The organism is Vogesella oryzagri, assembly GCF_040148885.1.
Taxonomy (GTDB): Bacteria; Pseudomonadota; Gammaproteobacteria; order Burkholderiales; family Chromobacteriaceae; genus Vogesella; species Vogesella oryzagri.
Genome location: NZ_JBEFLD010000005.1, coordinates 248,142 through 272,662 on the forward strand (window position 1 = coordinate 248,142; position 24,521 = coordinate 272,662).

General features: G+C 64.9%; 20 protein-coding genes. 7 read left to right on the forward strand and 13 right to left on the reverse strand.

Annotated features, from left to right (window positions below; all coding sequences use genetic code 11):
- Nucleotides 1–1,887 (forward strand): ribonuclease catalytic domain-containing protein, encoded by a 1,887-nt coding sequence (locus tag ABNW52_RS11360; RefSeq protein ID WP_349587724.1) that lies wholly within the window; start codon nt 1–3, stop codon nt 1,885–1,887.
- A gap of 82 nt (nt 1,888–1,969) precedes the next feature.
- Here ABNW52_RS11360 and ABNW52_RS11365 read toward each other — a convergent pair whose 3' ends face one another.
- The 10 genes from ABNW52_RS11365 to edd form a co-directional block, all read right to left on the reverse strand.
- Nucleotides 1,970–2,794: an HDOD domain-containing protein gene (locus tag ABNW52_RS11365; protein ID WP_349587727.1), complete on the reverse strand. Its 825-nt coding sequence runs from the start codon at nt 2,792–2,794 to the stop codon at nt 1,970–1,972.
- Between the two features lie 189 nt (nt 2,795–2,983).
- The gene (locus ABNW52_RS11370; RefSeq protein ID WP_349587729.1) at nt 2,984–3,880 is read right to left on the reverse strand and encodes an aldo/keto reductase; all 897 of its coding nucleotides are present in this window, start codon (nt 3,878–3,880) and stop codon (nt 2,984–2,986) included.
- Nucleotides 3,880–4,989, reverse strand: a complete 1,110-nt coding sequence (locus ABNW52_RS11375; RefSeq protein ID WP_349587732.1) for an ABC transporter ATP-binding protein — start codon at nt 4,987–4,989, stop codon at nt 3,880–3,882. The genes ABNW52_RS11370 and ABNW52_RS11375 overlap by 1 nt, the downstream gene beginning before the upstream one ends.
- A gap of 4 nt (nt 4,990–4,993) precedes the next feature.
- Nucleotides 4,994–5,851, reverse strand: coding sequence for a carbohydrate ABC transporter permease (locus ABNW52_RS11380; RefSeq protein WP_349587734.1), 858 nt, complete (start codon nt 5,849–5,851; stop codon nt 4,994–4,996).
- Nucleotides 5,844–6,743: a carbohydrate ABC transporter permease gene (locus tag ABNW52_RS11385; protein WP_349587737.1), complete on the reverse strand. Its 900-nt coding sequence runs from the start codon at nt 6,741–6,743 to the stop codon at nt 5,844–5,846. Before ABNW52_RS11385 ends, ABNW52_RS11380 begins: the two co-directional genes overlap by 8 nt.
- 126 nt (nt 6,744–6,869) lie before the next feature.
- Nucleotides 6,870–8,114: an ABC transporter substrate-binding protein gene (locus ABNW52_RS11390; RefSeq protein ID WP_349587740.1), complete on the reverse strand. Its 1,245-nt coding sequence runs from the start codon at nt 8,112–8,114 to the stop codon at nt 6,870–6,872.
- 312 nt (nt 8,115–8,426) lie between these two features.
- Entirely contained in the window at nt 8,427–9,851 is a 1,425-nt protein-coding gene (locus tag ABNW52_RS11395; protein ID WP_349587742.1) for a sensor histidine kinase, read from the reverse strand.
- 38 nt (nt 9,852–9,889) lie between these two features.
- Entirely contained in the window at nt 9,890–10,567 is a 678-nt protein-coding gene (locus tag ABNW52_RS11400) for a response regulator transcription factor (protein ID WP_349587743.1), read from the reverse strand.
- A 338-nt stretch (nt 10,568–10,905) separates the two neighbouring features.
- Entirely contained in the window at nt 10,906–11,532 is a 627-nt protein-coding gene (locus ABNW52_RS11405) for a bifunctional 4-hydroxy-2-oxoglutarate aldolase/2-dehydro-3-deoxy-phosphogluconate aldolase (RefSeq protein WP_349587745.1), read from the reverse strand.
- Between the two features lie 131 nt (nt 11,533–11,663).
- Complete coding sequence (gene edd / locus ABNW52_RS11410; RefSeq protein ID WP_349587748.1) at nt 11,664–13,505, reverse strand: phosphogluconate dehydratase; 1,842 nt, start codon at nt 13,503–13,505, stop codon at nt 11,664–11,666.
- Between the two features lie 250 nt (nt 13,506–13,755).
- On the opposite strand from edd, the gene zwf reads away from it, so the two are divergent.
- The 5 genes from zwf to pgi all read left to right on the forward strand — a co-directional run bounded on the left by zwf (nt 13,756) and on the right by pgi (nt 19,757).
- Complete coding sequence (gene zwf / locus ABNW52_RS11415; protein WP_349587751.1) at nt 13,756–15,225, forward strand: glucose-6-phosphate dehydrogenase; 1,470 nt, start codon at nt 13,756–13,758, stop codon at nt 15,223–15,225.
- A gap of 271 nt (nt 15,226–15,496) precedes the next feature.
- Nucleotides 15,497–16,174 carry a 6-phosphogluconolactonase gene (gene pgl / locus ABNW52_RS11420; RefSeq protein ID WP_349587754.1) on the forward strand — a complete coding sequence of 226 codons (678 nt, stop codon included), beginning with the start codon at nt 15,497–15,499 and terminating at the stop codon, nt 16,172–16,174.
- A gap of 14 nt (nt 16,175–16,188) precedes the next feature.
- Nucleotides 16,189–17,169 (forward strand): glucokinase, encoded by a 981-nt coding sequence (locus ABNW52_RS11425; protein ID WP_349587757.1) that lies wholly within the window; start codon nt 16,189–16,191, stop codon nt 17,167–17,169.
- On the forward strand, nt 17,162–18,016 hold the full coding sequence (hexR, locus tag ABNW52_RS11430; RefSeq protein WP_349587760.1) for a transcriptional regulator HexR: 855 nt from the start codon (nt 17,162–17,164) through the stop codon (nt 18,014–18,016). Before ABNW52_RS11425 ends, hexR begins: the two co-directional genes overlap by 8 nt.
- A gap of 91 nt (nt 18,017–18,107) precedes the next feature.
- The gene (gene pgi, locus ABNW52_RS11435; protein ID WP_349587763.1) at nt 18,108–19,757 is read left to right on the forward strand and encodes a glucose-6-phosphate isomerase; all 1,650 of its coding nucleotides are present in this window, start codon (nt 18,108–18,110) and stop codon (nt 19,755–19,757) included.
- Between the two features lie 128 nt (nt 19,758–19,885).
- Here the strand turns inward: pgi and ccsB are convergent, their stop codons facing one another.
- The 3 genes from ccsB to ABNW52_RS11450 form a co-directional block, all read right to left on the reverse strand.
- Nucleotides 19,886–21,022, reverse strand: coding sequence for a c-type cytochrome biogenesis protein CcsB (gene ccsB / locus ABNW52_RS11440; protein WP_386107743.1), 1,137 nt, complete (start codon nt 21,020–21,022; stop codon nt 19,886–19,888).
- Nucleotides 21,019–23,037 (reverse strand): cytochrome c biogenesis protein ResB, encoded by a 2,019-nt coding sequence (locus ABNW52_RS11445; RefSeq protein ID WP_349587766.1) that lies wholly within the window; start codon nt 23,035–23,037, stop codon nt 21,019–21,021. The genes ccsB and ABNW52_RS11445 overlap by 4 nt, the downstream gene beginning before the upstream one ends.
- Nucleotides 23,038–23,112: 75 nt before the next feature.
- Nucleotides 23,113–23,733: a c-type cytochrome gene (locus tag ABNW52_RS11450; protein WP_349587768.1), complete on the reverse strand. Its 621-nt coding sequence runs from the start codon at nt 23,731–23,733 to the stop codon at nt 23,113–23,115.
- Between the two features lie 91 nt (nt 23,734–23,824).
- Between ABNW52_RS11450 and yihA the strand changes: the two genes are divergently transcribed.
- Nucleotides 23,825–24,481, forward strand: a complete 657-nt coding sequence (yihA, locus tag ABNW52_RS11455) for a ribosome biogenesis GTP-binding protein YihA/YsxC (RefSeq protein WP_349587771.1) — start codon at nt 23,825–23,827, stop codon at nt 24,479–24,481.
- Nucleotides 24,482–24,521 lie beyond the last annotated feature (40 nt).

Below are 24,521 nucleotides of genomic sequence, written 5' to 3' on the forward strand. Positions count from 1 at the left end.
ATGAACGTCTTTTACGAAGAAAGCGGCAGCTTCAAGGTCGGCAGCGTGGTTTCACGCGCCGAAGCCAGCCTGCAGATCGACACCCAGCATGGCAAACGCACCAAGCTGAAAGCGGCCAACGTATTCCTGGAGTTCAGCAGCCCGCTGCAGGATTTCCTGCCGGCCGCCGAAACCATCGCTGCCGATATCGACGTGGATTTCCTGTGGGAATGCTGCGGTGAAGACGAGTTCGGCTTCGAAGTGCTGGCCGCCGACTACTTCGGCCACGCCCCCAGCGCGCTGGAAAACGCCGCCATCCTGCTGCGGCTGTATGCCGCGCCGATGTACTTCTACAAGAAGGCCAAGGGCAGCTTCAAAGCGGCGCCGGAAGAGACGCTGAAGGCGGCGCTGGCCGCCATCGAGCGCAAGAAGCGCGAGCAGGAACAGATCGACGCACTGGCCGCCGAGCTGGCCGCCGGCAGCCTGCCGGCCATCATCCGCGACAAGCTGATGACCCTGCTGTACCGCCCGGACAAGAACACCCTGGAATTCAAGGCCTTCGACCAGGCCTGCAAGGCCACCGGCCTGCCGCCGCTGCGGCTGGCGGACAAGGTCGGCGGTATCGAATCGGTACCGGCCTACCTGATGGCCGGCTTCGAGCTGGAACACTTCCCCAAGGGCACCGGTTTTGGCAGCTACACGCCGCCCAGCATGCCGGACGAGCTGCCGCTGGCCGACGTGCGCGCCTTCTCCATCGACGATGCCGCCACCACCGAGATCGACGATGCACTGTCGGTGGTGTGGCTGGACAACGGCAACATCCGCGTCGGCATCCACATCGCCGCGCCGACGCTGGGTATCGAACAGGACTCCGAGCTGGAAAAGATCGTGCACCAGCGCCTGTCCACCGTGTACTTCCCCGGCGACAAGATCACCATGCTGCCGGACGACGTAGTGCAGCAGTTCACGCTGAAAGAAGGCCACGACTGCCCGGCGCTGAGCCTGTACGTGGAAGTGACGCCCGCGTTCGAGCTGGTGGACTTCGACAACCGCATCGAGCGCGTGCACATTGCCGCCAACCTGCGCCATGACCAGCTGGAGCAGGTGTTCAACGAGGAAACGTTGGCCGCACCGGGCTTCGGCCCGGACTACGCGTTCAAGCGCGAACTGGTGTGGCTGTGGCAGTTCGCCAATGCGCGCGAGGCGTTCCGCGGCAAGACACCGGACCCGAACCGCCCGCCGCAGGTGGATTACAACTTCAACGTGGTGGACGGCAAGGTGATCATCAGCATCCGCAAGCGCGGCTCGCCGATGGACAAACTGGTGTCCGAGCTGATGATCCTGGCCAACAGCGAGTGGGGCCGCATGCTGGCCGAGGCCGACATCCCGGCCATGTACCGTGCGCAGAGCATGGGCAAGGTGCGCATGACCACCCGCCCGGAACCGCACGTCGGCCTGGGGGTGCAGCAGTACGCGTGGAGCACCTCGCCGCTGCGCCGCGCCTCCGACTTCATCAACCAGCGCCAGCTCACCGCCATGATTCGCGGCGAGACCCCGCAGTACAAGCAGGGCGATGCCATGCTGTTTGCCATGCTGCGCGACTTCGACGCCGCCTACAGCGCCTACCTCGGCTTCCAGGACAAGATGGAGCACTTCTGGTGCCTGCGCTGGTTCAGCCAGCAGGGCATCAGCGAGCCGACCGCCAGCTACATCAAGGAAGACCTGGTGCGGGTGGACGGCGTACCGCTGCGCCTGCGTATCGGCGGCCTGCCGGAGCTATCCAATGGCGACCGCATCCAGTTGCAGATCGTGCGCATCGACGAGTTGCAGCAGGAGATCGAGTGCCGCTACCTGGCGGTGGTGGAACGCAAGCAGCCGCTACCGCAGGACGAAGCCGAACAGGCGTAAGCCATGCGGCCAACGTTGTCCGCAGTAGACATGACAAGGCCCCGCCATGGCGGGGCCTTGTCACATCGGCAGCCGGCGGCGGCTACAACAGGTTGTCCACCGTGGTGCTGACTTCATGCAGGTGCGGCAGCGCCTCTGCCAGCTTGTCGGCTGCCACCCCCAGCTCGGCCAGCAGCGGCTGCGGCAGCGTGGCCTGCATTTCTTCCTCGCTCATGCCGTGGTTGAAACCGGCCACGATGTAGGACGCCAGCCCGGTCAGCAGCGCGTAGTGCGATACCTGCGACGGCTCGGCCAGCTGATGCTGGTCGCGGATCGCCTGCTGGATGGCATCCGGGAAGTTCCAGCGCCGCGCCAGCTCGGCGCCGACTTCGGTCAGATCCATGCCCAGCACCATGCGCTCGGTGGCCAGCCGCTCGGCACCGCCTTCCACCACCCGGTCGATGCGCACCGCCTTTTCCGGCTCGGCCACGTGCAGCACCAGCTCGCCGATATTGGCCAGCAGGCCGCAGGTATACGCCAGCTGCGCATCCTGCGCCGCCAGCTTGGCCAGCACCTTGCAGGTATTGGCCATTTCGAAACTGCGGCCCCAGAAACCCTTCATGTCAAAGCCGGGAATCGCCATGCTGGCGCCGGCAATGCCGGAGGCAATCACCAGCATGCGCACATTGTCGAAGCCCAGCATCACCACCGCGTCGTGCAGCGAACCGATACTGCGGCTGCCGCCGAAGCGCGCGCTGTTGGCCAGCCGCAGCACGCGCGCGCTCAGCACCTGGTCGTGCACCACCTTGTCGGTGATGTCGTCGATATTGACGTTCTGATCCTGGAAGCTGGCAATCAGCTCCTGCACCACCTTGGGCACCATCGGCAGCCGCCCGGCGGCCTGGTCGAAAAGTTCTGCTACCTTCATGTCGCACTCCCCTTCCGTCACTTGTTGTTGGCATTACCAGATGAGCTTAGGCAATGGTGATGGGATGTACAGGGAAATCGCCCGCCGGAGGCCGGGCAGAAAAAAACGGCCCGCAGGCCGTTAAGGAGAGTCGCTCCTGCAGACAGGAGATACACGGAAATCGGGATTGGTGGGCGTCTGCGCGCCGGCTCAGGCCACCTCACCGCCACGCGCCGCCTGCAACAGCGCAAACCACTGCTGGCGCTCAAGCTGCAGCCGGCAAGCGGCGGCGGCCTCGTCCAGTGCGGCCAACTTGCGCGAACCGATGATGGGCAGCGGCCGGCACGGGTGACGCAGCAGCCAGGCCAGTGCCAGCGTCGCAGTGCTGACGCCCAGCTCGGCCGCCAGCAGATTCAGCGCCGCCGCCAGCACCGGCTTGGCCGCCGCGTCGAACAGGCGGCCGCCGGCCAGCGGCGACCACAGCATCGGGCGAATGCCCAGCTGCAAACACTGGTCGAAGCTGCCGTCGAACAGCGGCTCCAGATGCAGCAGCGAGGCCTCGATCTGGTTGGTCACCAGCGGTGTGCGCGAGGCCAGCAGCGCGTACTGGCTGGGGCTGAAGTTGGACACGCCGAAGTGGCGCACCTTGCCGGCCACGCGCAGTCGCTCGAAGGTTTCCGCCACCTCGTCCGGCTCCAGCAGCGGGTCCGGGCGATGGATCAACAGCAGGTCGAGGTGATCGGTGCCCAGCTGCTGCAGCGAGTTGTGCACGCTGGCGGTGATGTGCGCCGCCGAGCTGTCGTAGTGCTTTAGCCGCCAGCCGCGCGCCGCATCCGGCGGCTTGATGCCGCACTTGCTCACCAGCTGGATGGCGTCGCGCCGCGACGGGTGGGCCTTCAGCCAGCGGCCGAACAGCGCCTCGCAGCGAAAGCCGCCGTACAGATCAGCATGGTCGAAGGTGCTGATGCCGAGGCTGATGGCGTGTTCCACCCACGCCGCCAGCGCGGCGTCGGTTAAGCCCCACTCGTCCAGGCGCCACACGCCCGCCGCCACCGGTGACAGCAGCGGGCCGTTTGCGGCCAACCTTTGCAGGCTCAGCGCGCTCATCAGGCGATGCGTGCTTCGGTCTGCGGATCGAACAGCACCGCCTTGGACACGTCGAACACCAGGTCCATGCTTTCGCCCGGATGCTTGGCTTCGGTCGGGTGGGTGCGGCAGCACACCTTGGTGTTGTTCAGCGACACGAACACCAGCGTGTCCGGACCGGTCGGCTCGATCACGTCGATATGGCAGCTCATTTCCGGCAGGCCGTCGCGGTGCGCGGTGCGCGCGTCGGTGATCTGCTCCGGGCGGATACCGAAGATCACTTCCTTGCCCACCCACTGCGCGAGCTTGGCCTTGTCGTGCGGCAGCGGCAGCACCACGCAGCCCTTGTCGTCGCACACTTTCACGCCGATCTGCCCAGCGGATTCCACCACCGTGGCCGGGATGAAGTTCATCGACGGCGAGCCGATGAAGCTGGCCACGAACAGGTTGGCCGGGTTGTCGTAGATCTCCTGCGGGCTGCCGAACTGCTGCACGATGCCGTCCTTCATCACCGCGATCTTGTCGCCCAGCGTCATCGCCTCGATCTGGTCGTGGGTCACGTAGACGATGGTGGATTTCAGACGCTGGTGCATCAGCTTGATTTCGGTACGCATCTCCACCCGCAGCTTGGCGTCCAGGTTGGACAGCGGCTCGTCGAACAGGAAGATCGCCGGGTTGCGCGCCAGCGCCCGCCCCATCGCCACGCGCTGGCGCTGGCCGCCGGACATCTGCCCCGGCTTGCGCTCCAGCAGGTGCTTGATCTGCAGCATGTCGGCCACGCGGTTGACGGTAGCGTCGATCTCGGCCTTGGGCGTCTTGCGGATTTCCAGGCCGAAGCTGATGTTCTCGCGCACCGTCATCGACGGGTACAGCGCGTAGCTCTGGAACACCATGGCGATGTCGCGGTCCTTGGGCGACAGCTCGTTCACCCGCTTGTTGCCGATCACGATGTCGCCGCTGGTGATGTCGTCCAGACCGGCGATCATGTTCAAGAGCGTGGACTTGCCGCAGCCGGAGGGGCCGACCAGGATCAGGAACTGGCCGTCCTCGATAGCGATGTCGATGCCCTTGAGCACGTCGGTGCCGTTGGCGTAAGTCTTGTATACGTTGTTGATGGAAAGAGCGGCCATCGCATTAACCTTTCACAGCACCGGCAGTCAGACCGCGCACGAAATAGCGGCCGGCTACCATATAAACGAACAGGGTCGGCAGGGCGGCAATGATGGCCGCTGCCATGTCCACGTTGTATTCCTTCACCCCGGTGGAGGTATTCACCAGGTTGTTCAGCGCCACCGTGATCGGCTGCGACTCGCCGGAGGCGAACACCACCCCGAACAGGAAGTCGTTCCAGATCTGGGTGAACTGCCAGATGATGCAGACCACGAAGATCGGGCCGGAGATCGGCAGCAGGATGCGGCCGAAGATGGTCCAGAAACCGGCGCCATCGATGCGTGCCGCCTTTACCAGTTCATCCGGCACGGTGATGTAGAAGTTGCGGAAGAACAGCGTGGTAAACGCGGTGCCGTACACCACGTGGGTCAGCACCAGGCCGGTGGTGGTGTTGGCGATGCCGAGCATGCCCAGCAGTTGCGCCATCGGCAGCAGCACCACCTGGAACGGGATGAAGCAGCCGACCAGCAGCATGGTGAACAGCGCGTCGGAGCCACGGAAGCGCCACATCGACACCACGTAGCCGTTTACCGCCCCCAGCAGGGTGGAGATCAGCACGGCCGGCACGGTCATCTTCACCGAATTCCAGAAAAAGCCCTTCATGCCGCCGCACTCCACGCCGGTGCAGGCTTCGGCCCAGGCCTTGGCCCAGGCGCCGCCTTCCCACGCTTGCGGCAGCGACAGCATGTTGCCGGCGCGGATGTCGTCCAGGCTCTTGAACGAGGTGGTCAGCATCACGTACAGCGGCAGCAGGTAGTAGATGGCCATCAGGAGCAGCGCGGCATACACCAGCGCGCGGCCAACGGTAAGGTTCTTAAACACGTTTGGCACTCCTTGTTTCCATGTACATCAGCGGCACCAGCACGGCGACGATGGTGAACAGCATCATCATGGCCGAGGCGGCCCCCTGCCCCAGCTGGCCACGGGTAAAGGCGAACTGGTACATGAAGATGGCCGGCACGTCGGACGAGGTACCCGGGCCGCCGCCGGTCAGCGCCATCACCAGGTCGAAGCTCTTGATGGCGATGTGCGACAGGATCAGCAGCACGCTGAAGAACACCGGGCGCAGGCTGGGAATCAGGATGCGGCGGTAGATGGTGGGCAGGCTGGCGCCATCCACCTGCGCCGCCTTGATGATGGAATCATCGATACCGCGCAGGCCGGCCAGGAACAGCGCCATCACGAAGCCGGAGCTTTGCCACACGCCGGCAATCACCACGGTGTAGATGGACATGTCCGGGTTCACCAGCCAGTCGAAGGTGAAGTTGCTGAACCCCCAGTCGTTGACCACTTTCTGCAGGCCCATTTCCGGGTTCAGCATCCACTTCCAGGCGGTACCGGTGACCACGAAGGACAAGGCCATCGGGTACAGGTAGATGGTGCGCAGCGCGCCTTCGGCACGGATTTTCTGATCCAGCAGCACCGCCATCAGCAGGCCGACGATCAGGCAGCACAGGATGAACAGGCTGCCGAAAATGCCAAGGTTGGCCGCAGCGGTCCACCAGCGCTCGTTTTCAAACAGCGCCTGGTATTGCACGAAGCCGGCCCACTCGAAACGGGGCATCAGGCGGGATTCGGTAAAAGAGAGCCAGCCGGTAAAGGCGATAAAGCCGTAGACGAAGACCAGGCTGGCAGCCAGCGTCGGCGACAACACCAGCTTGGGCAGCCAGCGGTCGGCCAGCGCGCGCAGGCCTTGAGTAGCGGAGGCAGACATGTGAGTTCCTTGCTGTCTCGGATAAAGCGGCACCGTTCACGCTGCCGGGGCAGCGCGGGCGAACGGCGAGAGCAGGCAGCCGCCCCCGCCGGCTGGCGGGGGACAGGATGCGGTTACCGCGTCAGATCAGCGTACCGCGCTGGCCTTGGCCAGACGCTCGGTAGCCTGCTGCGGGGTCATGTTGGAGTTCATGAACTGCGAGATCACGTCCACCATGGCGCCTTCGGTGGCCGACGGCATCGCCATCTTGTGCGCGAAGCTCGGCACCAGCTTGTTGCTCTTGGCCGCGGCGTTCATGTCGAAGTTGGACTTCTTGGCGCAGGCGTCGAACTTGGTCAGCGGGGTATCCAGACGCGCCGGGATGGAGCCCTTGTTCAGGTTGAATACTTCCTGGAACTGCGGGCTCATGATGGTGGCAGCCAGATCCGCCTGCGCTTTCACTGCCGCCGGGGATTTCTGCTGGAACATCGCCATGGAGTCGATGTTGAAGGTGAAGGCATTCTGGGTGCCCGGGGCATCCAGACACAGGAAGTCCTTGCCCGGTACCTTGCCGGCAGCGGTGAACTCGCCCTTGGCCCAGTCGCCCATGAACTGCATGCCGGCCTTGCCGTTGATCACCATGGCAGTGGCCAGGTTCCAGTCACGGCCAGCGGCGCCCTTGTCGATATAGGTCTTGATCTTGGCCATGGTCTCGAACACCTTGACGGTGGTCGCGCCGCCGACGGTGGCCTTGTCCAGCTTCACGAATGCCTTCTGGTAGTAGTCGGCACCACCCACACCCAGCGCTACCGATTCAAACAGGGTGGCGTCCTGCCACGGCTGGCCGCCATGGGCGATCGGCTGGATACCGGCTTTCTGCAGCTTGTCGGCAGCCACGAAGAATTCCGGCCAGGTTTTCGGTACGGTGGCGCCGGCTTTCTTGAACGCTTCCGGGTTCACCCACATCCAGTTCACGCGGTGTACGTTGACCGGGGCGGCCACGTACTTGCCCTTGTACTTCATCACATTGCTGACCACTGCCGGCAGTTGCTTGTCCCAGTTGCCGGCCTTGGCCACGGCATCGATATCGGCCAGCACGCCTTCGGCACCCCATTCCTGGATCGCCGGGCCCTTGATCTGGGCGGCGGTCGGCGGGTTGCCGGATACCACGCGGGTCTTCAGCGCGGTCATGGCGTTGTCGCCACCGCCACCGGCCACGGCGAAGTCTTTCCAGGTGTGGCCCTTGGCGGTCATCATTTTTTTCAGTTCGGCGGCGGATTTGGCTTCGCCACCGGAGGTCCACCAGTGCAGTACTTCCACATCACCAGCCATCGCGGTTGCCGGCAGCAGGGTTGCGGCCAGTACGGCCACGGTCAGACGCTTCAATTCCATGTTCCATCTCCTGTCGTGTTGTGTCGTCGCCCGGCGGTGTTGGTTTATGTGCGGGCAGACTTCCGCCGCGGGGCAACTCTCCTTGCCGGTTCCGCGGTTGGGTGAACTATAGCCGTGAGATGTAAGTTTTACGTAAGTTTTTGACAGGATTGCCGTAAGGAAACATCACAGACCGAGTGCGCCGCACCATGACATCGGCGTTAATTGCGCCCGAATTGGGCATTGCCGCGATATTGCACCGCAGCAAAGGCACACGAAGTAGTGTCGCAACTACACACCTGCCGGCACTGCCGACAGCGTGACGACGACGGTTCAGCCTGCCGCGGTGGGGGACAGCGGCAGCAACAGACAGGCGCGCAAGCCGCCGCCAGGGTTGTCTTCCAGCCGGATGCTGGCGCCGTGGCGGCGGGCAATTTCCTGCACGATGGCCAGGCCGAGGCCGCAGCCCTTGCCCTTGCCCTCGGCGCTGCCGCGGTAGAAGCGCTCGAACACCCGCTCGCGCTCCTGCGGCGGAATGCCGGGGCCGTTGTCGCGCACTTCCAGCCGCGCCTGGCCGGCGTCGCGCGCCAGCCACAGCGTGATTTCACCGCCGTGCGGGGTGTAGCTGATGGCGTTGTCCAGCAGGTTGGCCACCAGTTCGCGCAACAGGCCGGCATGGCCGTGCACCGGCAGCGCTCCCTCCTCGCCTTCCACGCCCAGATCCTGCCCAGCCGCCAGCGCGCGCGGCACCGCCTCGGCTGCCACTTCACGCGCCAGCGCCGCCAGATCCAGCGGCGCCAGCTGCAGGCCGGCCTCCGGCTCGGCGCGCGCCAGCGCCAGCAGCTGGTTCACTACGCGAATAGAGCGCGCCACGCTGGTTTCCACCTGCCGCAGCTGCCGCAACGCCAGCGGTAGATCCGGCGCCGCTTCCGCCAGTTCCGCCTGCACCAGCTCGGTCTGCGATTTCAGCCCCGCCAGCGGGGTGCGCAGCTGGTGCGCGGCATCGGCGATGAAGCGGCGCTGCTGTGCCACCTGCGCGTGCACTTCGTCCAGCAGGGTGTTGATGGCGCTGGCCAGGGTACGCACCTCGGCCGGTGCGTTGTCGATCTCGATCGGCGCCAGATCGCGCGGACTGCGATCCTCCACCGTGCGGCGCAGGCTGCGCAGCGGCGACAGGCCACGGCTGACCCCGGCCCACACCAGCACGCTGGTGAGCGAGATCAGCAGCAGCAGCGGCAGCCCCATATCGAACAGGATGCGCCGCGCCAGCTCCGCCGACAGCGTGCGGCTCTTGGCCACCTGCACCAGCATCAGCTCCGGCTTGTCCGGCGTGCCGGCCGGCAGGTATTGCGCCGCCACGCGCACATCCAGCTTGCCGAGCTTGCCGTTGTAGAAAAAGGTTGCCCCGCTCGGGGCGCCCACCCCCAGCGGCGGGCGCGGCATCGCCGGCTCGCCCAGCAGAAAGGCTTCCGGCGGCGAGCTCACCATGTAGTAGACGCGGTCGTCCGGGTCCTGCTCCAGCACGTCGCGCGCCGCGCGCGGAAAGTCGACATAGAAGCCGTTGCCGAACGGCTTGACCTGCCGCGCCAGCGCGCTGCTGGACTTGGCCAGCGTGCGGTCGATCACCTCGTTGGCGTAGGCCAGCGTCAGCTGGTAGGCGAGAAAGGCCGCGCCCAGCCACAGCACCAACTGCGGCAGCAGCAGCCACAGCAGCAACTGCCGCCGCAGCGACAGCTGCCGCGGGCGGGCGGCGCTCATGCGGCCAACCTTGCGAGCCGCCACATTGCCGCTGCCATCTATTGCTCCGCCGCCAGCAGATAACCCAGGCCGCGCACCGCGCGCACCCCGACCCCGCTGCCATCCAGCTTCTTGCGCAGGCGGTGCACATACACCTCCACCGCATTGGCGCCCACCTCTTCGCCGTCGCCGGACAGCTCGGTGGCGATCTGCTCCTTGGTCACCACGCGGTCGGCGTTGCCCATCAGGATGTCCAGCAGCTGCAGCTCGCGCGCCGACAGCTCCAGCGGCTGGTTGTCGGCCCAGGCGCGCTGGCCACCGCGATCCAGCCGCAGGCGGCCAAAGCGCAGCTCGTCGCGCTGCTGGCTATCCACCACGCGGTGGCGGCGCAGCAGCGCGCGGATGCGCGCCTCCAGCTCCGGGAATTCGAACGGCTTCACCAGATAGTCGTCGGCGCCGGCATCCAGCCCGGCGACGCGGTCTTCCATGCTGTCCAGCGCGGTCAGGATCAGGATCGGCAGCGCCGGTTTGTGCACGCGCACATTGCGCAGCACCTGCAGGCCATTCAGCCCCGGCAGGCCGATGTCGAGGATCACCGCATCGAACGCGTCATCCAGCAGCCGCTGCTGCGCCGCGATGCCATCGGCGGCATGCTCAGTGTCGAACCCCAGCCGCGCCAGCCGGGTCAGCAGCGCGTCGGCCAGAACGGTGTCGTCTTCGGCAACAAACAGTTTCATGGTGATAACCGGCTAAGTGACAGTGGCAGATGGTATGTCAAAACGACGCTCGACGGCATGGCGCGCTGCAGCGGAGCTATTCGCGGCCCGCCAAGGTTGGCCGCAAGCTGTCCGCCCGCCTTGTCCGCGGCGGCGGACAAAAAAAACGGCGTGCCGGGGAGAGTCGGCACGCCTGCTAAAGAAACGAAAAGCAACAAAACACACCATCCCGCAGCGCGTGTCTGACGGAAAGGATAGGGTGGCTGCCACCAGCGCCGGCTGTCAGACGTCCAATCCGGGACAGCCCGGCCGGCAGCAACCGCCGGCACATGCCGGCAAAACCGTTGGCCCGCTACGCCTTAGCGTACGGCCAGTGCGCAGGCTTCCTTGGCCAGTGCGGTGATCTTGGCCCAGTCCTGGGCGGCGAGCGCCGCTTCCGGGGTCAGCCAGCTGCCGCCGACTGCCAGCACGTTCGGCAACGCCAGGTAGTTGGCCGCATTGGAGGCATCGATACCGCCGGTGGGGCAGAAGCGCAGTTCCGGCAGCGGGCCGGCCAGCGCCTTGAGCAGCTTGATGCCGCCGACGGCCTCGGCCGGGAACAGCTTGAGGATGTCGAAGCCTTCGTCCTGCGCGCGCATCGCCTCGGAAGCGGTGGCCACGCCCGGAATGAACGGCACGCCGGAAGCGCGCGCGGCGGCGGCCAGCTCCGGAGTCAGCCCCGGGCTGAGGCCGAACTGCGCGCCGGCATCCAGTGCCGCTTCCAGGTGGGCGCGGGTGCGCACGGTACCGGCGCCGACCAGCGCGTCCGGCACTTCGTCACGGATGCGGCGCATCGCCGCCAGTGCCGCCTTGGTGCGCAGGGTGATTTCCAGGGTGCGGATGCCACCGGCTACCAGCGCGCGGGCCAGATCAACCGCCACAGCGGCGTCGTTGACCACGATCACCGGCATTACCGGGCTTTGGCGAAGCAGATTCAAAGCGTCCATGTCTGTCCTTGTCCTTGTCGAGCCGCTGACAAAACCCCTGCGCAGCCTTGGCGCCGCTTGTTGGCGAGGTCTGTACGTGGCTCTGGTTGTGGCTGGCTGCGGCCAACCTTTGATTCAATGCTGGGTAACGATCAGCCCTGCTGCGTCCACAGCGGATGCGAGAACGTCATCGCGCCCTCTTCCGCCGCGGTGGCCAGCTGGCGCATGCCGGCGAACAGGTCGCGGCCGGTGCCGTACTGGTTGGCCGACAGATCGGCCTGCACGCGTTCGCGCGCCGCCCATTCCGCGGCCGGCACCAGCACCGTCAGTTCGCCCTTGTCGGCATCCAGCCGCACCAGGTCGCCGTTCTGCACCTTGCCGATATCGCCGCCGAGCAGCGCTTCCGGCGACACGTGAATCGCCGCCGGCACCTTGCCGGAAGCGCCGGACATGCGGCCGTCGGTGACCAGCGCCACCTTGAAGCCGCGTTCTTGCAGCACGCCCAGCGGCGGGGTGAGCTTGTGCAGTTCCGGCATGCCGTTGGCGCGCGGCCCCTGGAAGCGGATCACCGCCACGAAGTCTTTTTCCAGCTCGCCGCGCTTGAACGCCGCCAGCAGTTCGTTCTGATCGTGGAACACCACCGCCGGTGCCTGCACCACGCGGTGTTCCGGCTTCACCGCCGACACCTTGATCACCGCGCGGCCGATATTGCCGGCCAGTACTTTCAGGCCGCCATCGGCGGAGAACGGCTTGGCCGCGGTGCGCAGCACGTCGTCGTCGCCGCTGGTTTGCGGCGCCGGACGAAAGGCCGCCTCGCCATCGTTCAGCCAGGCTTCCTGGCTGTGGGCGCGCAGGCCCTTGCCCATGATGGTGGTGACGTCGTCGTGCAGCAGGCCGGCATCCAGCAGTTCGCGGATCACGAAACCCATGCCGCCGGCGGCGTGGAAGTGGTTCACGTCGGCCTTGCCGTTGGGGTAGGCGCGCACGATCAGCGGCACCACCGCGGATAGCTGGTCGAAATCGTCCCAGTTGATGCTGATGCCGGCGGCACGCGCCATCGCCACCAGGTGCATGGTGTGGTTGGTGGAGCCGCCGGTGGCCAGCAGGCCGACGATGCCGTTGACGATGGCTTTCTCGTCGATCACCTCGGCAATCGGGGTAAAGCGGCTGCCCTGGGCGCTGATCTCGGCGGCCACGCGGGTGGCCTTGCGGGTCAGCGCGTCGCGCAGCGGGGTATTCGGGTTGACGAAGGCGGCGCCCGGCAGGTGCAGGCCCATGATCTCCATCAGCATCTGGTTGCTGTTGGCGGTGCCGTAGAAGGTGCAGGTGCCCGGGCCGTGGTAGGAGGCCATTTCCGAGGCCAGCAGCGCCTCGCGGCCAACCTTGCCCTCGGCAAACAGCTGGCGCACCTTGGCTTTTTCGTCGTTGGCGATACCGGTGGTCATCGGGCCGGCCGGCACGAACACCGCCGGCAGGTGGCCAAAGGACAGCGCGCCGATCACCAGCCCCGGCACGATCTTGTCGCACACGCCCAGGTACAGTGCGGCGTCGAACATCTGGTGGCTCAAGGCGATGGCGGTGCTCATGGCGATCACGTCGCGCGAGAACAGCGACAGCTCCATGCCGGTAAAGCCCTGGGTGACGCCGTCGCACATCGCCGGCACGCCGCCGGCAAACTGCGCGGTGGCGCCCACGGTCAGCGCCTCTTCCTTGATCAGCGCCGGAAAGGTTTCCAGCGGCTGGTGCGCCGACAGCATATCGTTATAGGCAGACACGATGGCCAGATTGGGGCGCACGCTGTCCTGCAGGTGGATCTTGATGCCGGCCGGCATGGCGGCAAACGCATGCGCCTGATTGGTACAGGACAGCTGCGCCCGCTCGACTTTGCCCTGGCGCATGGCGGCGCGGGTGTGTTGCAGATAAGTGGCGCGGGTAGCACGGCTGCGTTCGATGATGCGGTCGGTAACGGCTTGAAGAACGGGATGCAGAGTCATGGTGGTGGCCCGTATTGCGGTAGTCGAATGGTAGTTTTACTACAGTCTGTTGGCAAGGCATTACGCCATTTTTAGCAGCAATTTTCGCGGCAAAAACCATCGTTTCTTATATATATCAATACATTGCAGCCGTGTTGGCCGATAGCAACACCCAACTTGGCTGCACAAAAAATGGTATTTGCCACGTAGACAAGCAAGCACCGTTTGGTAATATAACTACATCACAACCTTGTGCGAGAGAACAATCAGGATGGACAACGCTAATCTGCACACCCCCGCCTTCGACATGGTGCTGTTCGGGGGCACCGGCGACCTGGTGATGCGCAAACTGCTGCCGTCGCTGTACCAGGCGCACGCCGCCGGCCTGCTGAATGACGAGGGGCGCATCCTGGCGCTGGGCCGCCGCGACATGGCGCGCGACGACTACCTGGCAATGGTGGAAAAGAGCGCGCGTATCCATATCAAGGAATATTTCTCCGATGCTGCCTGGCAGGGTTTTCTCGCCCGCGTGGATTACCTCAAGGTAGACGCCGGCACCGCTGAACACTACCCGGCACTGGCCGACACCCTGCGCCAGCACGATCGCGTGGCGGTGTGTTACCTCGCCACCGCGCCGGACCTGTTCGAAGGCATCTGCGACAACCTGGCGGCGGTCGGTCTGAACCACGACAAGGTGCGCGTGGTGCTGGAAAAACCGCTGGGCCACGACCTGGAATCATCCAACGAGATCAACGAAGCCGTCGCCCGCCACTTCAAGGAAGAGCAGCTGTACCGCATCGACCACTACCTGGGTAAGGAGTCGGTGCAGAACCTGCTGTCGATCCGCTTTGCCAACGCGCTGTTCGAGCCGCTGTGGCGCCGCGAGTGGATCCACGATGTGCAGATCACCATTGCCGAAGAACTCGGCGTCGGCAGCCGTGGCGACTTCTACGACAGCACCGGCGCGCTGCGCGACATGGTGCAGAACCACCTGCTGCAGCTGCTGTGCATCGTGGCGATGGAGCCGCCGGCCAACCTGGGCGCCGATGCGGTGCGCGACGAGAAGCTGAAGGTACTGAAGGCGCTGCGCCCGTTTACCGAGCAGGACGTGGCCGGCAAGACCGTGCGCGCGCAGTACAAGGCCGGCGCGGTAGGCGGCCAGCCAGTGGTGGGCTACCTGCAGGAGCAGGGCATTCCCGCCGGCAGCCAGACCGAGACCTTCGTCGCCATCAAGGCCGAGATCGACAACTGGCGCTGGTCCGGCGTGCCGTTCTACCTGCGCACCGGCAAGCGCATGCAAGAGCGCGTGGCCGAGATCGTGATCAACTTCCGCGACGTGCCGCACCACCTGTTCCCCAGCCCGATGGGCCTGAACACCGCCAACCGCCTGGTGATCCGCCTGCAGCCGGAAGAAAGCATCCGCCTGTACTTCCTGTCCAAGGAGCCGGGCGATACCCAGCGCCTGCAGCCGGTACACCTGAACCTGGACTTCCACGAATCGTTCAAGGTGCGCCGCGCCGACGCCTACGAGCGCCTGCTGCTGGACGTGATCCGCGGCAAGCTGGCGCTGTTCATGCGCCGCGACGAGCTGGTGGAAGCCTGGCGCTGGGTGGAGCCGATCATGGACCACTGGCAGCACAGCACCACGCCGCCCAAACAGTACACCGCCGGCACTTGGGGCCCGGCCGCCTCCAGCGCACTGTTGTCGCGCGACGGGGTGTCGTGGCACGAGGAGTGCTGAGCCGTTTACGCCCCCGAGCGTAAACAGCCCCGCAGCAGCGCTGCCTGCGGCCAACCTTTCCCCCGCAAGGTTGGCCGCACCGAATAAAAACAAGGTGCCTCGCAAAACCCTGGTTTCCAATCGAGATAAGTCTCGGCGAGACAAGGCGCGAACGAAGAATCCCGACGCCGCATATGACTGATATGCAAGAAGGGGGTTTTCGTGAGCAACGCAGTATCGCGACGAAAGCAGGCGTTTTACGAGATGCCGAACAGAATCAACGGATACAGAGATGAAGTTACACGCATTTGCCGCGGCAGCGGATGCCAGCGCCGCGCTGGCGCAGGCAGTAGCCGCCGATCTGGCCGCAGCCATCGCCGCGCGCGGCCAGGCAGTACTGGCCGTTTCCGGTGGCCGCTCGCCGGTTCCCTTCCTGCAGGCGCTGGCCGCGCAGGACATCGCCTGGCAGCAGGTTAGCGTCACCCTGGTGGACGAGCGCGTGGTAGCGCCGGAACACGCCGACAGCAATGCCGGCCTGGTGCGCGAGCATCTGCTGCAGGGCAAGGCCGCGGCCGCCCGCTTCCTGCCGCTGGTACAGACCGGCGCCGACGCCCAGGCCGAACTGGCCGCCGCCGCCGTACTGTGGCGCACCCCGGACGTGGCAGTGCTGGGCATGGGCGAGGATGGCCACACCGCCTCGCTGTTCCCGGCCGCCAGCAATCTGGCCGAAGGCCTGGCTGCGGCCAACCCCGCCGCACTGCTGGTGGTGGTGCCGCCGGCCGCGCCGCACACCCGCATCAGCATGACGCTGGCCGAGCTGCAACGCAGCGGCAAGCTGTACCTGGCGATTGCCGGCGACAGCAAGCGCCGCGTGCTGGACAATGCCGCCGCCACGGTCAGCGACACGCTGCCGATCAGCCACCTGTTGACCGCCACTGCCCGTCCGCTGGACGTGTACTGGTCTGCCTGAGCAAGGGAGAGATGATGAGCACCCTGCACCCCTACCCGCGCCTGCTGGCCGACATCGGCGGCACCAATGCCCGCTTCGCGCTGGAAACCGCGCCCGACGTGATCGAAGACATCGACGTGCTGCCGTGCAACGATTACCCGACGCTGGCCGACGCCATGCGCGCCTACCTGCAACGCGCCGACACCCGCTCGGTCAGCCATGCCGCCATCGGCATCGCCAACCCGGTGACCGGCGACTTCGTGCAGATGACCAACCACCACTGGGCGTTCTCCATCGAGGCCACCAGGCAGGAACTGGGCTTTGCCACCCTGCTGGTGCTGAACGATTTCACCGCGCTGGCGCTGGCGCTGCCGCACCTGCCGGCGGCCGAACTGGCACAGGTGGGCGGCGGCGCGGCGCGCCACGGCGCCAAGGCGCTGATCGGCGCCGGCACCGGCCTTGGCGTCTCCGGCCTGCTGCCGCATGCCGGCAGCTGGGTGGCGATTGCCGGCGAAGGCGGCCACGTGTCGTTTGCGCCGGTGAACGATGAAGAAGCCGCCATCCTGCACTACGCGCAGGGCCGCTTCGGCCAGCATGTGTCCTGTGAGCGCTTCCTGTCCGGCCCCGGCCTGGAACTGATTCACGACGCGCTGGCGGTGGCGGACGGCGAAGCCGCCGGCCAGCTGTCGGCGGCGCAGATCAGCGAGCGCGGCCTGTCCGGCCGCGACGCGCGCTGCGTGCGGGTGCTGGAACACTTCTGCGCCATGCTCGGCACCGCCGCCGGCAACCTGGCGCTGACGCTGGGCGCCATTGGCGGGGTGTATATCGGCGGTGGTATCGTGCCGCGTTTCGGCGACATGTTCGCCCGCTCGGCATTTCGCGAGCGTTTCGAAGCCAAGGGCCGCTTCCGCGACTACCTGGCCGCACTGCCGGTGTACGTGATTCACAGCGCCTACCCGGCCCTGACCGGGGTGCAGGCCGCACTGGCCGACCACCTGGGGGATAACCATGCTTGAAAAAATCCGCGCAGACCTCGACAAGCTCTCCGGCGCCGAACGCCGGGTGGCGGAGCTGGTACTGGCGCAGCCGTACACCGTGATGCAGTCAGCGGTATCCGACATCGCCAGCAGCGCCGGCGTCAGCCAGCCGACGGTGATCCGCTTCTGCCGCAGCATGGGCTTTAGCGGCCTGTCGGATTTCAAGCTCAAGCTCGCCGGCATTCTGGTCGGCGGCGTGCCCTATGTGCACTCCAGCGTGCGACCGGAAGACCCGGTGTCGGAAATCACCGCCAAGGTGTTCGACAACACTGTCACCGCGCTGCTGAAGTGCCGCAACGACATCAACCCGCAGGCGGTGGACGCGGCGGTGGACCTGCTGGCCGCGGCGCGCCGCATCGAGTTCTATGGCCTGGGCAACTCCGGCATCATCGCTGCCGACGCGCAGCACAAGTTCTTCCGCTTCGGCATTCCCACCGTGGCCTATGCCGACAGCCACATCCAGATCATGGCCGCCGCGGTGCTGGGGGAAGGCGACGTGGTGGTGGCGATCTCCAGCTCCGGCCGCTCGCGCGAGCTGATGGACGCGGTGGACATGGCGCTGTCCACCGGCGCCAAGGTGATTGCCATCACCGTGCCGGACACGCCGCTGGCGGAAAAAGCCACCGTGACGCTGGCGGTGGATTCGCCGGAGGACAGCGAAACCTACAGCCCGATGCTGTCGCGCATCCTGCACCTGGTGCTGATCGACATCCTCACCGTGGGCGTGGCGCTCAAGCGCGGCCCCGGCGTGGTGACACAGCTGGAAAAAGCCAAGCGCAGCCTGAAGCAGAAGCGCCTGCGCGGCGACGAAGAACATGACTACTAAGCCGCCTGCCCGCGCCCCGCGCGGCAAGCGCAAACCAGCCAGCCCGCCAGAGGTTGGCCGCGACAACACGACAAAGAGACCCGGAGCCATCATGAGCAAACTGACGCAATTGCCCGCCTGGAACGCGCTGTGGCAACACTTCGCCGAGGCCAAACAGCTGCACATGCGCGAGCTGTTCGAAACCGACCCGCAACGCGCCGAGCGCTACTCGCTGGAAGTGGGCGGCCTGTTTCTCGACTATTCCAAGAACCGCCTCACCGACGACACCCTGAAGGGGCTGATGCAGCTGGCACGCGAAGCCGGCCTGCCGGCACGCATCAAGGCGATGTTCAAGGGCGAGAAGATCAACAGCACCGAGAACCGCGCCGTGCTGCACGTGGCACTGCGCAACCGCACCAATTCGCCGATTCTGGTGGATGGCGAGGACGTGATGCCGAAGGTGAACTCGGTACTGGCGCGCATGGGCAAGTTCGCCCACGCGGTGCGCAGCGGCGACTGGCTGGGCTACACCCACCAGCCGATCACCGACGTGGTGAACATCGGCATCGGCGGCTCCGACCTCGGCCCGCTGATGGTATGCAGCGCGCTCAAGCCCTACGGCCACCCGCGCATGAACATGCACTTCGTCTCCAACGTCGACGGCGCGCAGCTGAAGGAAACGCTGAAGAAGGTACACCCGGAAACCACGCTGTTCGTGGTGGAATCCAAGACCTTCACCACCCAGGAAACGCTGACCAACGCGCTAACCGCCCGCGAGTGGTTCGTGGCGCGCGCGCGCGACGAAAAGGCGGTGGCCAAGCACTTCGTGGCGGTATCCACCAACAAGAAAGCGGTGGCAGAGTTCGGCATCGACCCGGCCAATATGTTCGAATTCTGGGACTGGGTCGGCGGCCGCTACAGCCTGTGGTCGGCCATCGGCCTGCCGATCATGCTGTACCTGGGCGAGGAGAACTTCACCGAGCTCTTGAACGGCGCCCACATCATGGACCAGCACTTCTACAACGCCTCGTACGAAGAGAACATGCCGGTGCTGCTGGCCATGATCGGCATCTGGTACATCAACTACTACGGCGGCGGCAGCCATGTGATCGCGCCGTACGACCAGTACCTGCACCGCCTGCCGGCCTTCATCCAGCAGCTGGACATGGAGTCCAACGGCAAGAAGGTGTGCGTGGACGGCAGCACGGTGGACTTCGAGACCGCGCCGATCATCTGGGGTGAAACCGGCATCAACGGCCAGCACGCCTTCTTCCAGCTGTTGCACCAGGGCACCCACATCTCGCCGATCGACCTGATCTGCTCGCTGGAAAACCGCACCAGCCTGCCGGGCCACCACGAGATCCTGCTGGCCAACGTGTTCGCCCAGGCCGAAGCCTTCATGCGCGGCAAGACCGCCGACGAAGTGCGCGCCGAGCTGGCGGCGCAGGGGCTGGAAGGCGCCGCGCTGGAAGCGCTGGTGCCGCACAAGGTGTTCGACGGCAACCGCCCCACCAACACCCTGCTGATGGACCGCCTCGACCCGCGCAACCTCGGCAGCCTGATCGCGCTGTACGAGCACAAGATTTTCGTACAGGGCGTGATCTGGGGCATCAACAGCTTCGACCAGTGGGGGGTGGAACTGGGCAAGCAGCTGGCCAAGACCATTCACGCCGAACTGGCCGGCAAGCTGGCCTCGGCGCCGCACGACAGCTCCACCAAGCTGCTGATCGAACGCTACCGCCGCGCCAACCGCGACCAGTAAGCACCGCGCGGGCAAACAAAAACCGGACAGTCTGCACTGTCCGGTTTTTTTGCGGCCAACGTTGGCCGCATGGTGCATGCCATGAAAAATGGCAGGCCGCAGCCTGCCATTTTCCTGCCGCTACCGGCTTACAGCGAACCGTAGGAATGCAGGCCGGTGAGGAACATGTTGACGCCGATGAAGGCGAAGGTGGTCACCAGCAAGCCGATCACCGCCCACCATGCCAGCGGCTCGCCGCGCCAGCCTTTCACCAGCCGCACATGCAGCCAGGCGGCGTAGTTCAGCCACACGATCAGCGCCCAGGTCTCCTTCGGGTCCCAGCTCCAGTAGCCGCCCCAGGCATCCGCCGCCCACATGGCGCCGAGGATGGTGGCGATGGTGAAGAACAGGAAGCCGACCGAGATCGCCTTGTACATCATCTCGTCGATGATGTCCGGCGCCGGCAGCTTGCCGGCCAGGATACCGCGCCGCGCCAGCAGCTGCGCCACACCCAGCATCGCCGACAGCGAGAAGGCGCCGTAGCCGACGAAGTTGGCCGGCACGTGGATCTTCATCCACCACGATTGCAGCGCCGGGATCAGCGGCTGGATCTGGTGCGCCTGGCGGTCGAAGGTGTACCACAGGATGAAGCCCACCGCGGCGCTGATCACCAGCAGCACGAAGGCGCCCAGCTGGCGCGCGGCGAACTTGGCCTCGTAGTACAGGTACATCAGCGCGGTGATCAGGCAGAACAGGATGAACACTTCGTACAGGTTGGATACCGGGATGCGGCCAACGTCCGGCGCGATCAGGTAGCTCTCGTACCAGCGGGTGAACAGCCCGGACAGCGCGAACGCCGCCGCCGCCCAGGTCAGACCGCTGCCGATGCGGTTGAGCAGCGCCGAGCGCGACAGCAGCCCAGCCCAGTACACCGCGGTGGCGAGGAAGAACAGCGTGCACATCCACATGAACGACGACTGGCTGGACAGCAGGAACTTGAGGCCGAAGCTTTCCGCCGCGCGCGCCAGGTTGTGGTCATACAGCGCGATGGCCAGCTGCGACATGGCGCCGGCCAGCGGCAGGAACCAGCGCCAGCTTTTCCAGAACCAGCCCAGCGCGATCAGGCCGATGGCGCTGCCGCCCAGGATCAGCTGCTCGTAGTAGTCCATGGCGCTGCCGTACAGGCTGAAACTGTAGCCGGCCACGGCGACGATCAGCGCGGCGAACAGCCAGTCACCCAGCGCCAGACGCTTGTAGAACGGTTGTTGCAGAGTCAATTCCATCATGCTTCTCCAGTGCGGCCTTGCAGCGTGCCGACGACTTGCGCGAAATCGCGATCCAGATCTCGGTTGTGGCGGTTGCTGCTCATCGCCACCCGCACGCGCCCCGGTCGTAACACTAGCCACAAGCGCACTTCGCGGATATAGAACATTAGGATGATGCCGATCACCAGCAGCAGCGAACCGAGGTACACCAGGTTCTTGCCGGGCGAGCGCGTCATCTGCAGGCCGGACGCCTGCACCTGGTCAAAGCCGGACAATTCCAGGTATACCGGCGCGGCGTAGTCGTTCAGCGCGCTGATGGTCACCAGGCTGTCCAGCAGGAAGCGGTAGTGCTTCTCGTCCTGTGGCCATGGCTTGAGATTGGCCTTTTCCTGTGCCACCGCCATCACATCAATAATGGCACCCTGCAGGATCTTGATATAGGTCTGCGCGATGGCCTGGCGCTTGTCGGCCGGCACTTTCTGGTCCAGGAACTGCTCCAGTGCGGCAAAGCCGCCGGCGCTGAAGCGCCCCAATACCCAGCGCACGCTGTCGGCAAACTGCTGCTGCATCGCCGGGCTGATGGCCTTGCCCTGCAGTGCCTTGGCAGCGGTGCGCTGTACCATCTCCTCGTACCAGGCCGGGTTGTTCAGCGCCGCACGCAGACGCATGAAGCTGTCGATCTTCAGCTGGTCGTCCAGCGGGATGCGCAGGTACTGGAACGGCTGCGACACTTCGCTGCGCACGCCGGCCACCTGGTACATGGCGCCCTCCTGCTCCATCGGCACCATGTAGTGCTGGTACTCGCGCGCCTGGCCCTGGCTGTCGCGCAGCTTGAAGGTCACCGACGGGCCGACGTTCTTCAGCTGCTTGTTGTCCTGCTTCACTTCACGCGCGTCCTGCATGCGCTGGCCGAAGCTCTTGCTGCCATCCGGCACTTTGCCCATGTTCTCGACGTTGAACACACGCAGTTCGCCAAACTCCAGCTGGTAATCCTTGCCGTTGGCTTTCAGTGGCTGTGCGGCCAACGATACGCCCTTGATGTCCACCGGCGCCTGTTGCGGGGCGGCCAGGTTCCAGGCGCGCAGCTGCAGCGGCGAGCCGCCATCGCCAAAGCTGGCCTGGTAGATGGCGACGCCATCGATGATCAGCGGGTGGTTGACCTTGACGGTGGCCGGGGTTTCCTTGCCCGTTTTCTTGTCGGTGACCACGATGTCGCTGGCAAACAGCTTGGGCATGCCGTTGCTGTAGTAGTCGACGTGGAATTTCTTCAGCGTGACGATGAACGGCAGCTCCTGTACCAGGTAGCCATTGCCGCTGTTGAGGAAGATCACGTCGGCGCTCTTGTTCTCGGCCACGGTGACGTTGCCGCGGAACGATAGGTTGGCCGCGGTCAGCCGGCTCTGCAGCGGAATCTGGCTTTGCGGCATGTCGCGCGTTTCCGGCACGATCTTGCCCAGCAGTTCACCGATCTTCAGCGGCAGGTTGCCATCCAGCAGGCCGCCGATGCAGATCACCACCATGGCGATGTGGGCAAAGAAATAGCCCAGCTTGTTGGCGGCGCCCTTCTTGGCCGCCAGCACCACGCTGCCGTCTTCGCGCTCGCGGCGCTTGAAGCGCATGCCGCGCTGTTGCAGCAGCACGATGGCAGCCGGCTCGTCCAGGCTGATGTCCAGCTGCTGGCTGTGCTTCATCGCCGCCAGCGAGTTGTCGCTGGCTTTTTCCCGGTAGGCCCGCATCTCGTGCAGGAAGCCGGGACCGTTGCGCACGATGCACAGCGTGGTGGAAATCACCAGAAAGGCCAGAATGGTGAGGAACCAGGCCGAGTGATACACATCGTACAAGCCCAGCACTTCAAAGGCCTTGAACCAGAACGGGCCGAACTCGAAAGCGTAATTGGGATAGGGTTCGTTCTGTTTGAGCACGGTGCCGATCACCGAGGCGATGGCAAGAATGGTCAACAGGCCGATGGCGAAGCGCATCGAGCTGAACAGTTCGTACAGCTGGTAGCCGGGAGAAGTGCGTTTTTTGCTGGTCATTTTTCTAGTTTCGGACGCGACAAAGGGGGCGCGAAGCCCCCTTTGGAATACCGCCGCGCAAAAAAGTTGCGCCGATTAACGGAGGCCGGAAATGTATTCGGCAACCGCCTTCATTTCGGCATCGCTCATGCGCATGGCAACATCGGCCATGATCTGATTCTTGCGATCGGCACCCGCCTTGAACGCGTTCAGCTGCGCTACCACGTAACCGGCGTGCTGGCTGCCCAGTGCCGGGTACTGGTCCGGCAGACCGCGGCCGGCCGGGCCGTGGCAGGCCATACAGGCCGGCACCTTGGTGCTCGAGTTGCCAGCGGTGTAGATCTTCTTGCCCAGCGCCATCTGGCTCTTGTCCGCGGCTTCGCGCGGCTTCACTTTCTGGCTGCTGAAATAGGCGGCTACGTTGCGCATATCGTCGGCAGACAGCGGAGTGGCCATGCCCAGCATGATCGGGTTCTTGCGATCGCCCTTCTTGAAGGCAGCCAGCTGGGTTTCGATGTACTTGGCATGCTGCCCGGCCAGAGTCGGATTGGCAGAGGCCACGCTGTTGCCGTCCGCACCGTGACAGGCGGCGCACACCTGATCCACGATGACTTTGCCCTTGGCCGGATCGGCCTTGGCAGCCGGAGCCGGGGTGGCGGCCATCGCGCTGGCTGCAAAGCCTGCAGCGGCGATAGCCAACAGCATCTTACGTTTCATGGTCGCTCCTAGTGAGAGATAGCGTAAATATCTGTAAAGGTGGCAATTTCAAACCTGCTATTCTATATCAATTGACTTTGCCCTTACTACTATGTCGATTTTTCAGAAAGCGCAGTTTTTTACCACGGTAAATCATTTGCGGGACCTGCCGCCCACGCGCTGCGAGGTGGCCTTTGTCGGGCGTTCCAACGCCGGCAAGTCCAGCGCCATCAACACCCTGTGTAATCGCACCCGCTTGGCCTATGTTTCCAAGACCCCGGGACGTACCCAGCATATCAATTTCTTCGATCTGGGACAGGAGCGTTTTCTGGTCGACTTGCCGGGCTACGGCTATGCCGAAGTGCCGGAGGCGATTCGCACCCACTGGGTGGAACTGCTGGGCCGTTATCTACAGACCCGCGACAGCCTGGTCGGCCTGCTGCTGATCATGGATTCGCGTCATCCGCTGAAAGAGCTGGACTGGAAGATGATCGAATTCTTCCATGTCACCCAGCGTCCGGTGCACATCCTGTTGTCCAAAGCCGACAAATTGTCGCGCCAGGAGCAACAAAAGGTTCTGTCCTCGGTCAAGAAAGAGCTCGCCGACTACCCGAATATCAGCATTCAGCTGTTCTCCAGCTCGAAAAAGACCGGTACCGAAGAAGTCGCCCGCGTGGTGGAAGACTGGTTCGCCGCCTGCCCGCTGCCGGACGAAGAAAACTTCGATGCCCCGGAAAACTTCGACGACCCGGAAACTTTCGGCGGCTGAACCGTCAAAGCAAACAGGAGCAACGCGCTTCTTCCCGCTT

Excerpts from the sequence above, each read along its gene's own strand:
- ABNW52_RS11360 (WP_349587724.1), top strand. The coding sequence starts at position 1 with ATGAACGTCTTTTACGAAGAAAGCGGCAGCTTCAAGGTCGGCAGCGTG.
- ABNW52_RS11365 (WP_349587727.1), bottom strand. The coding sequence starts at position 2,794 with ATGAAGGTAGCAGAACTTTTCGACCAGGCCGCCGGGCGGCTGCCGATG.
- ABNW52_RS11370 (WP_349587729.1), bottom strand. The coding sequence starts at position 3,880 with ATGAGCGCGCTGAGCCTGCAAAGGTTGGCCGCAAACGGCCCGCTGCTG.
- ABNW52_RS11375 (WP_349587732.1), bottom strand. The coding sequence starts at position 4,989 with ATGGCCGCTCTTTCCATCAACAACGTATACAAGACTTACGCCAACGGC.
- ABNW52_RS11385 (WP_349587737.1), bottom strand. The coding sequence starts at position 6,743 with ATGTCTGCCTCCGCTACTCAAGGCCTGCGCGCGCTGGCCGACCGCTGG.
- ABNW52_RS11390 (WP_349587740.1), bottom strand. The coding sequence starts at position 8,114 with ATGGAATTGAAGCGTCTGACCGTGGCCGTACTGGCCGCAACCCTGCTG.
- ABNW52_RS11395 (WP_349587742.1), bottom strand. The coding sequence starts at position 9,851 with ATGAGCGCCGCCCGCCCGCGGCAGCTGTCGCTGCGGCGGCAGTTGCTG.
- ABNW52_RS11400 (WP_349587743.1), bottom strand. The coding sequence starts at position 10,567 with ATGAAACTGTTTGTTGCCGAAGACGACACCGTTCTGGCCGACGCGCTG.
- ABNW52_RS11405 (WP_349587745.1), bottom strand. The coding sequence starts at position 11,532 with ATGGACGCTTTGAATCTGCTTCGCCAAAGCCCGGTAATGCCGGTGATC.
- edd (WP_349587748.1), bottom strand. The coding sequence starts at position 13,505 with ATGACTCTGCATCCCGTTCTTCAAGCCGTTACCGACCGCATCATCGAA.
- zwf (WP_349587751.1), top strand. The coding sequence starts at position 13,756 with ATGGACAACGCTAATCTGCACACCCCCGCCTTCGACATGGTGCTGTTC.
- pgl (WP_349587754.1), top strand. The coding sequence starts at position 15,497 with ATGAAGTTACACGCATTTGCCGCGGCAGCGGATGCCAGCGCCGCGCTG.
- ABNW52_RS11425 (WP_349587757.1), top strand. The coding sequence starts at position 16,189 with ATGAGCACCCTGCACCCCTACCCGCGCCTGCTGGCCGACATCGGCGGC.
- hexR (WP_349587760.1), top strand. The coding sequence starts at position 17,162 with ATGCTTGAAAAAATCCGCGCAGACCTCGACAAGCTCTCCGGCGCCGAA.
- pgi (WP_349587763.1), top strand. The coding sequence starts at position 18,108 with ATGAGCAAACTGACGCAATTGCCCGCCTGGAACGCGCTGTGGCAACAC.
- ccsB (WP_386107743.1), bottom strand. The coding sequence starts at position 21,022 with ATGATGGAATTGACTCTGCAACAACCGTTCTACAAGCGTCTGGCGCTG.
- ABNW52_RS11445 (WP_349587766.1), bottom strand. The coding sequence starts at position 23,037 with ATGACCAGCAAAAAACGCACTTCTCCCGGCTACCAGCTGTACGAACTG.
- ABNW52_RS11450 (WP_349587768.1), bottom strand. The coding sequence starts at position 23,733 with ATGAAACGTAAGATGCTGTTGGCTATCGCCGCTGCAGGCTTTGCAGCC.
- yihA (WP_349587771.1), top strand. The coding sequence starts at position 23,825 with ATGTCGATTTTTCAGAAAGCGCAGTTTTTTACCACGGTAAATCATTTG.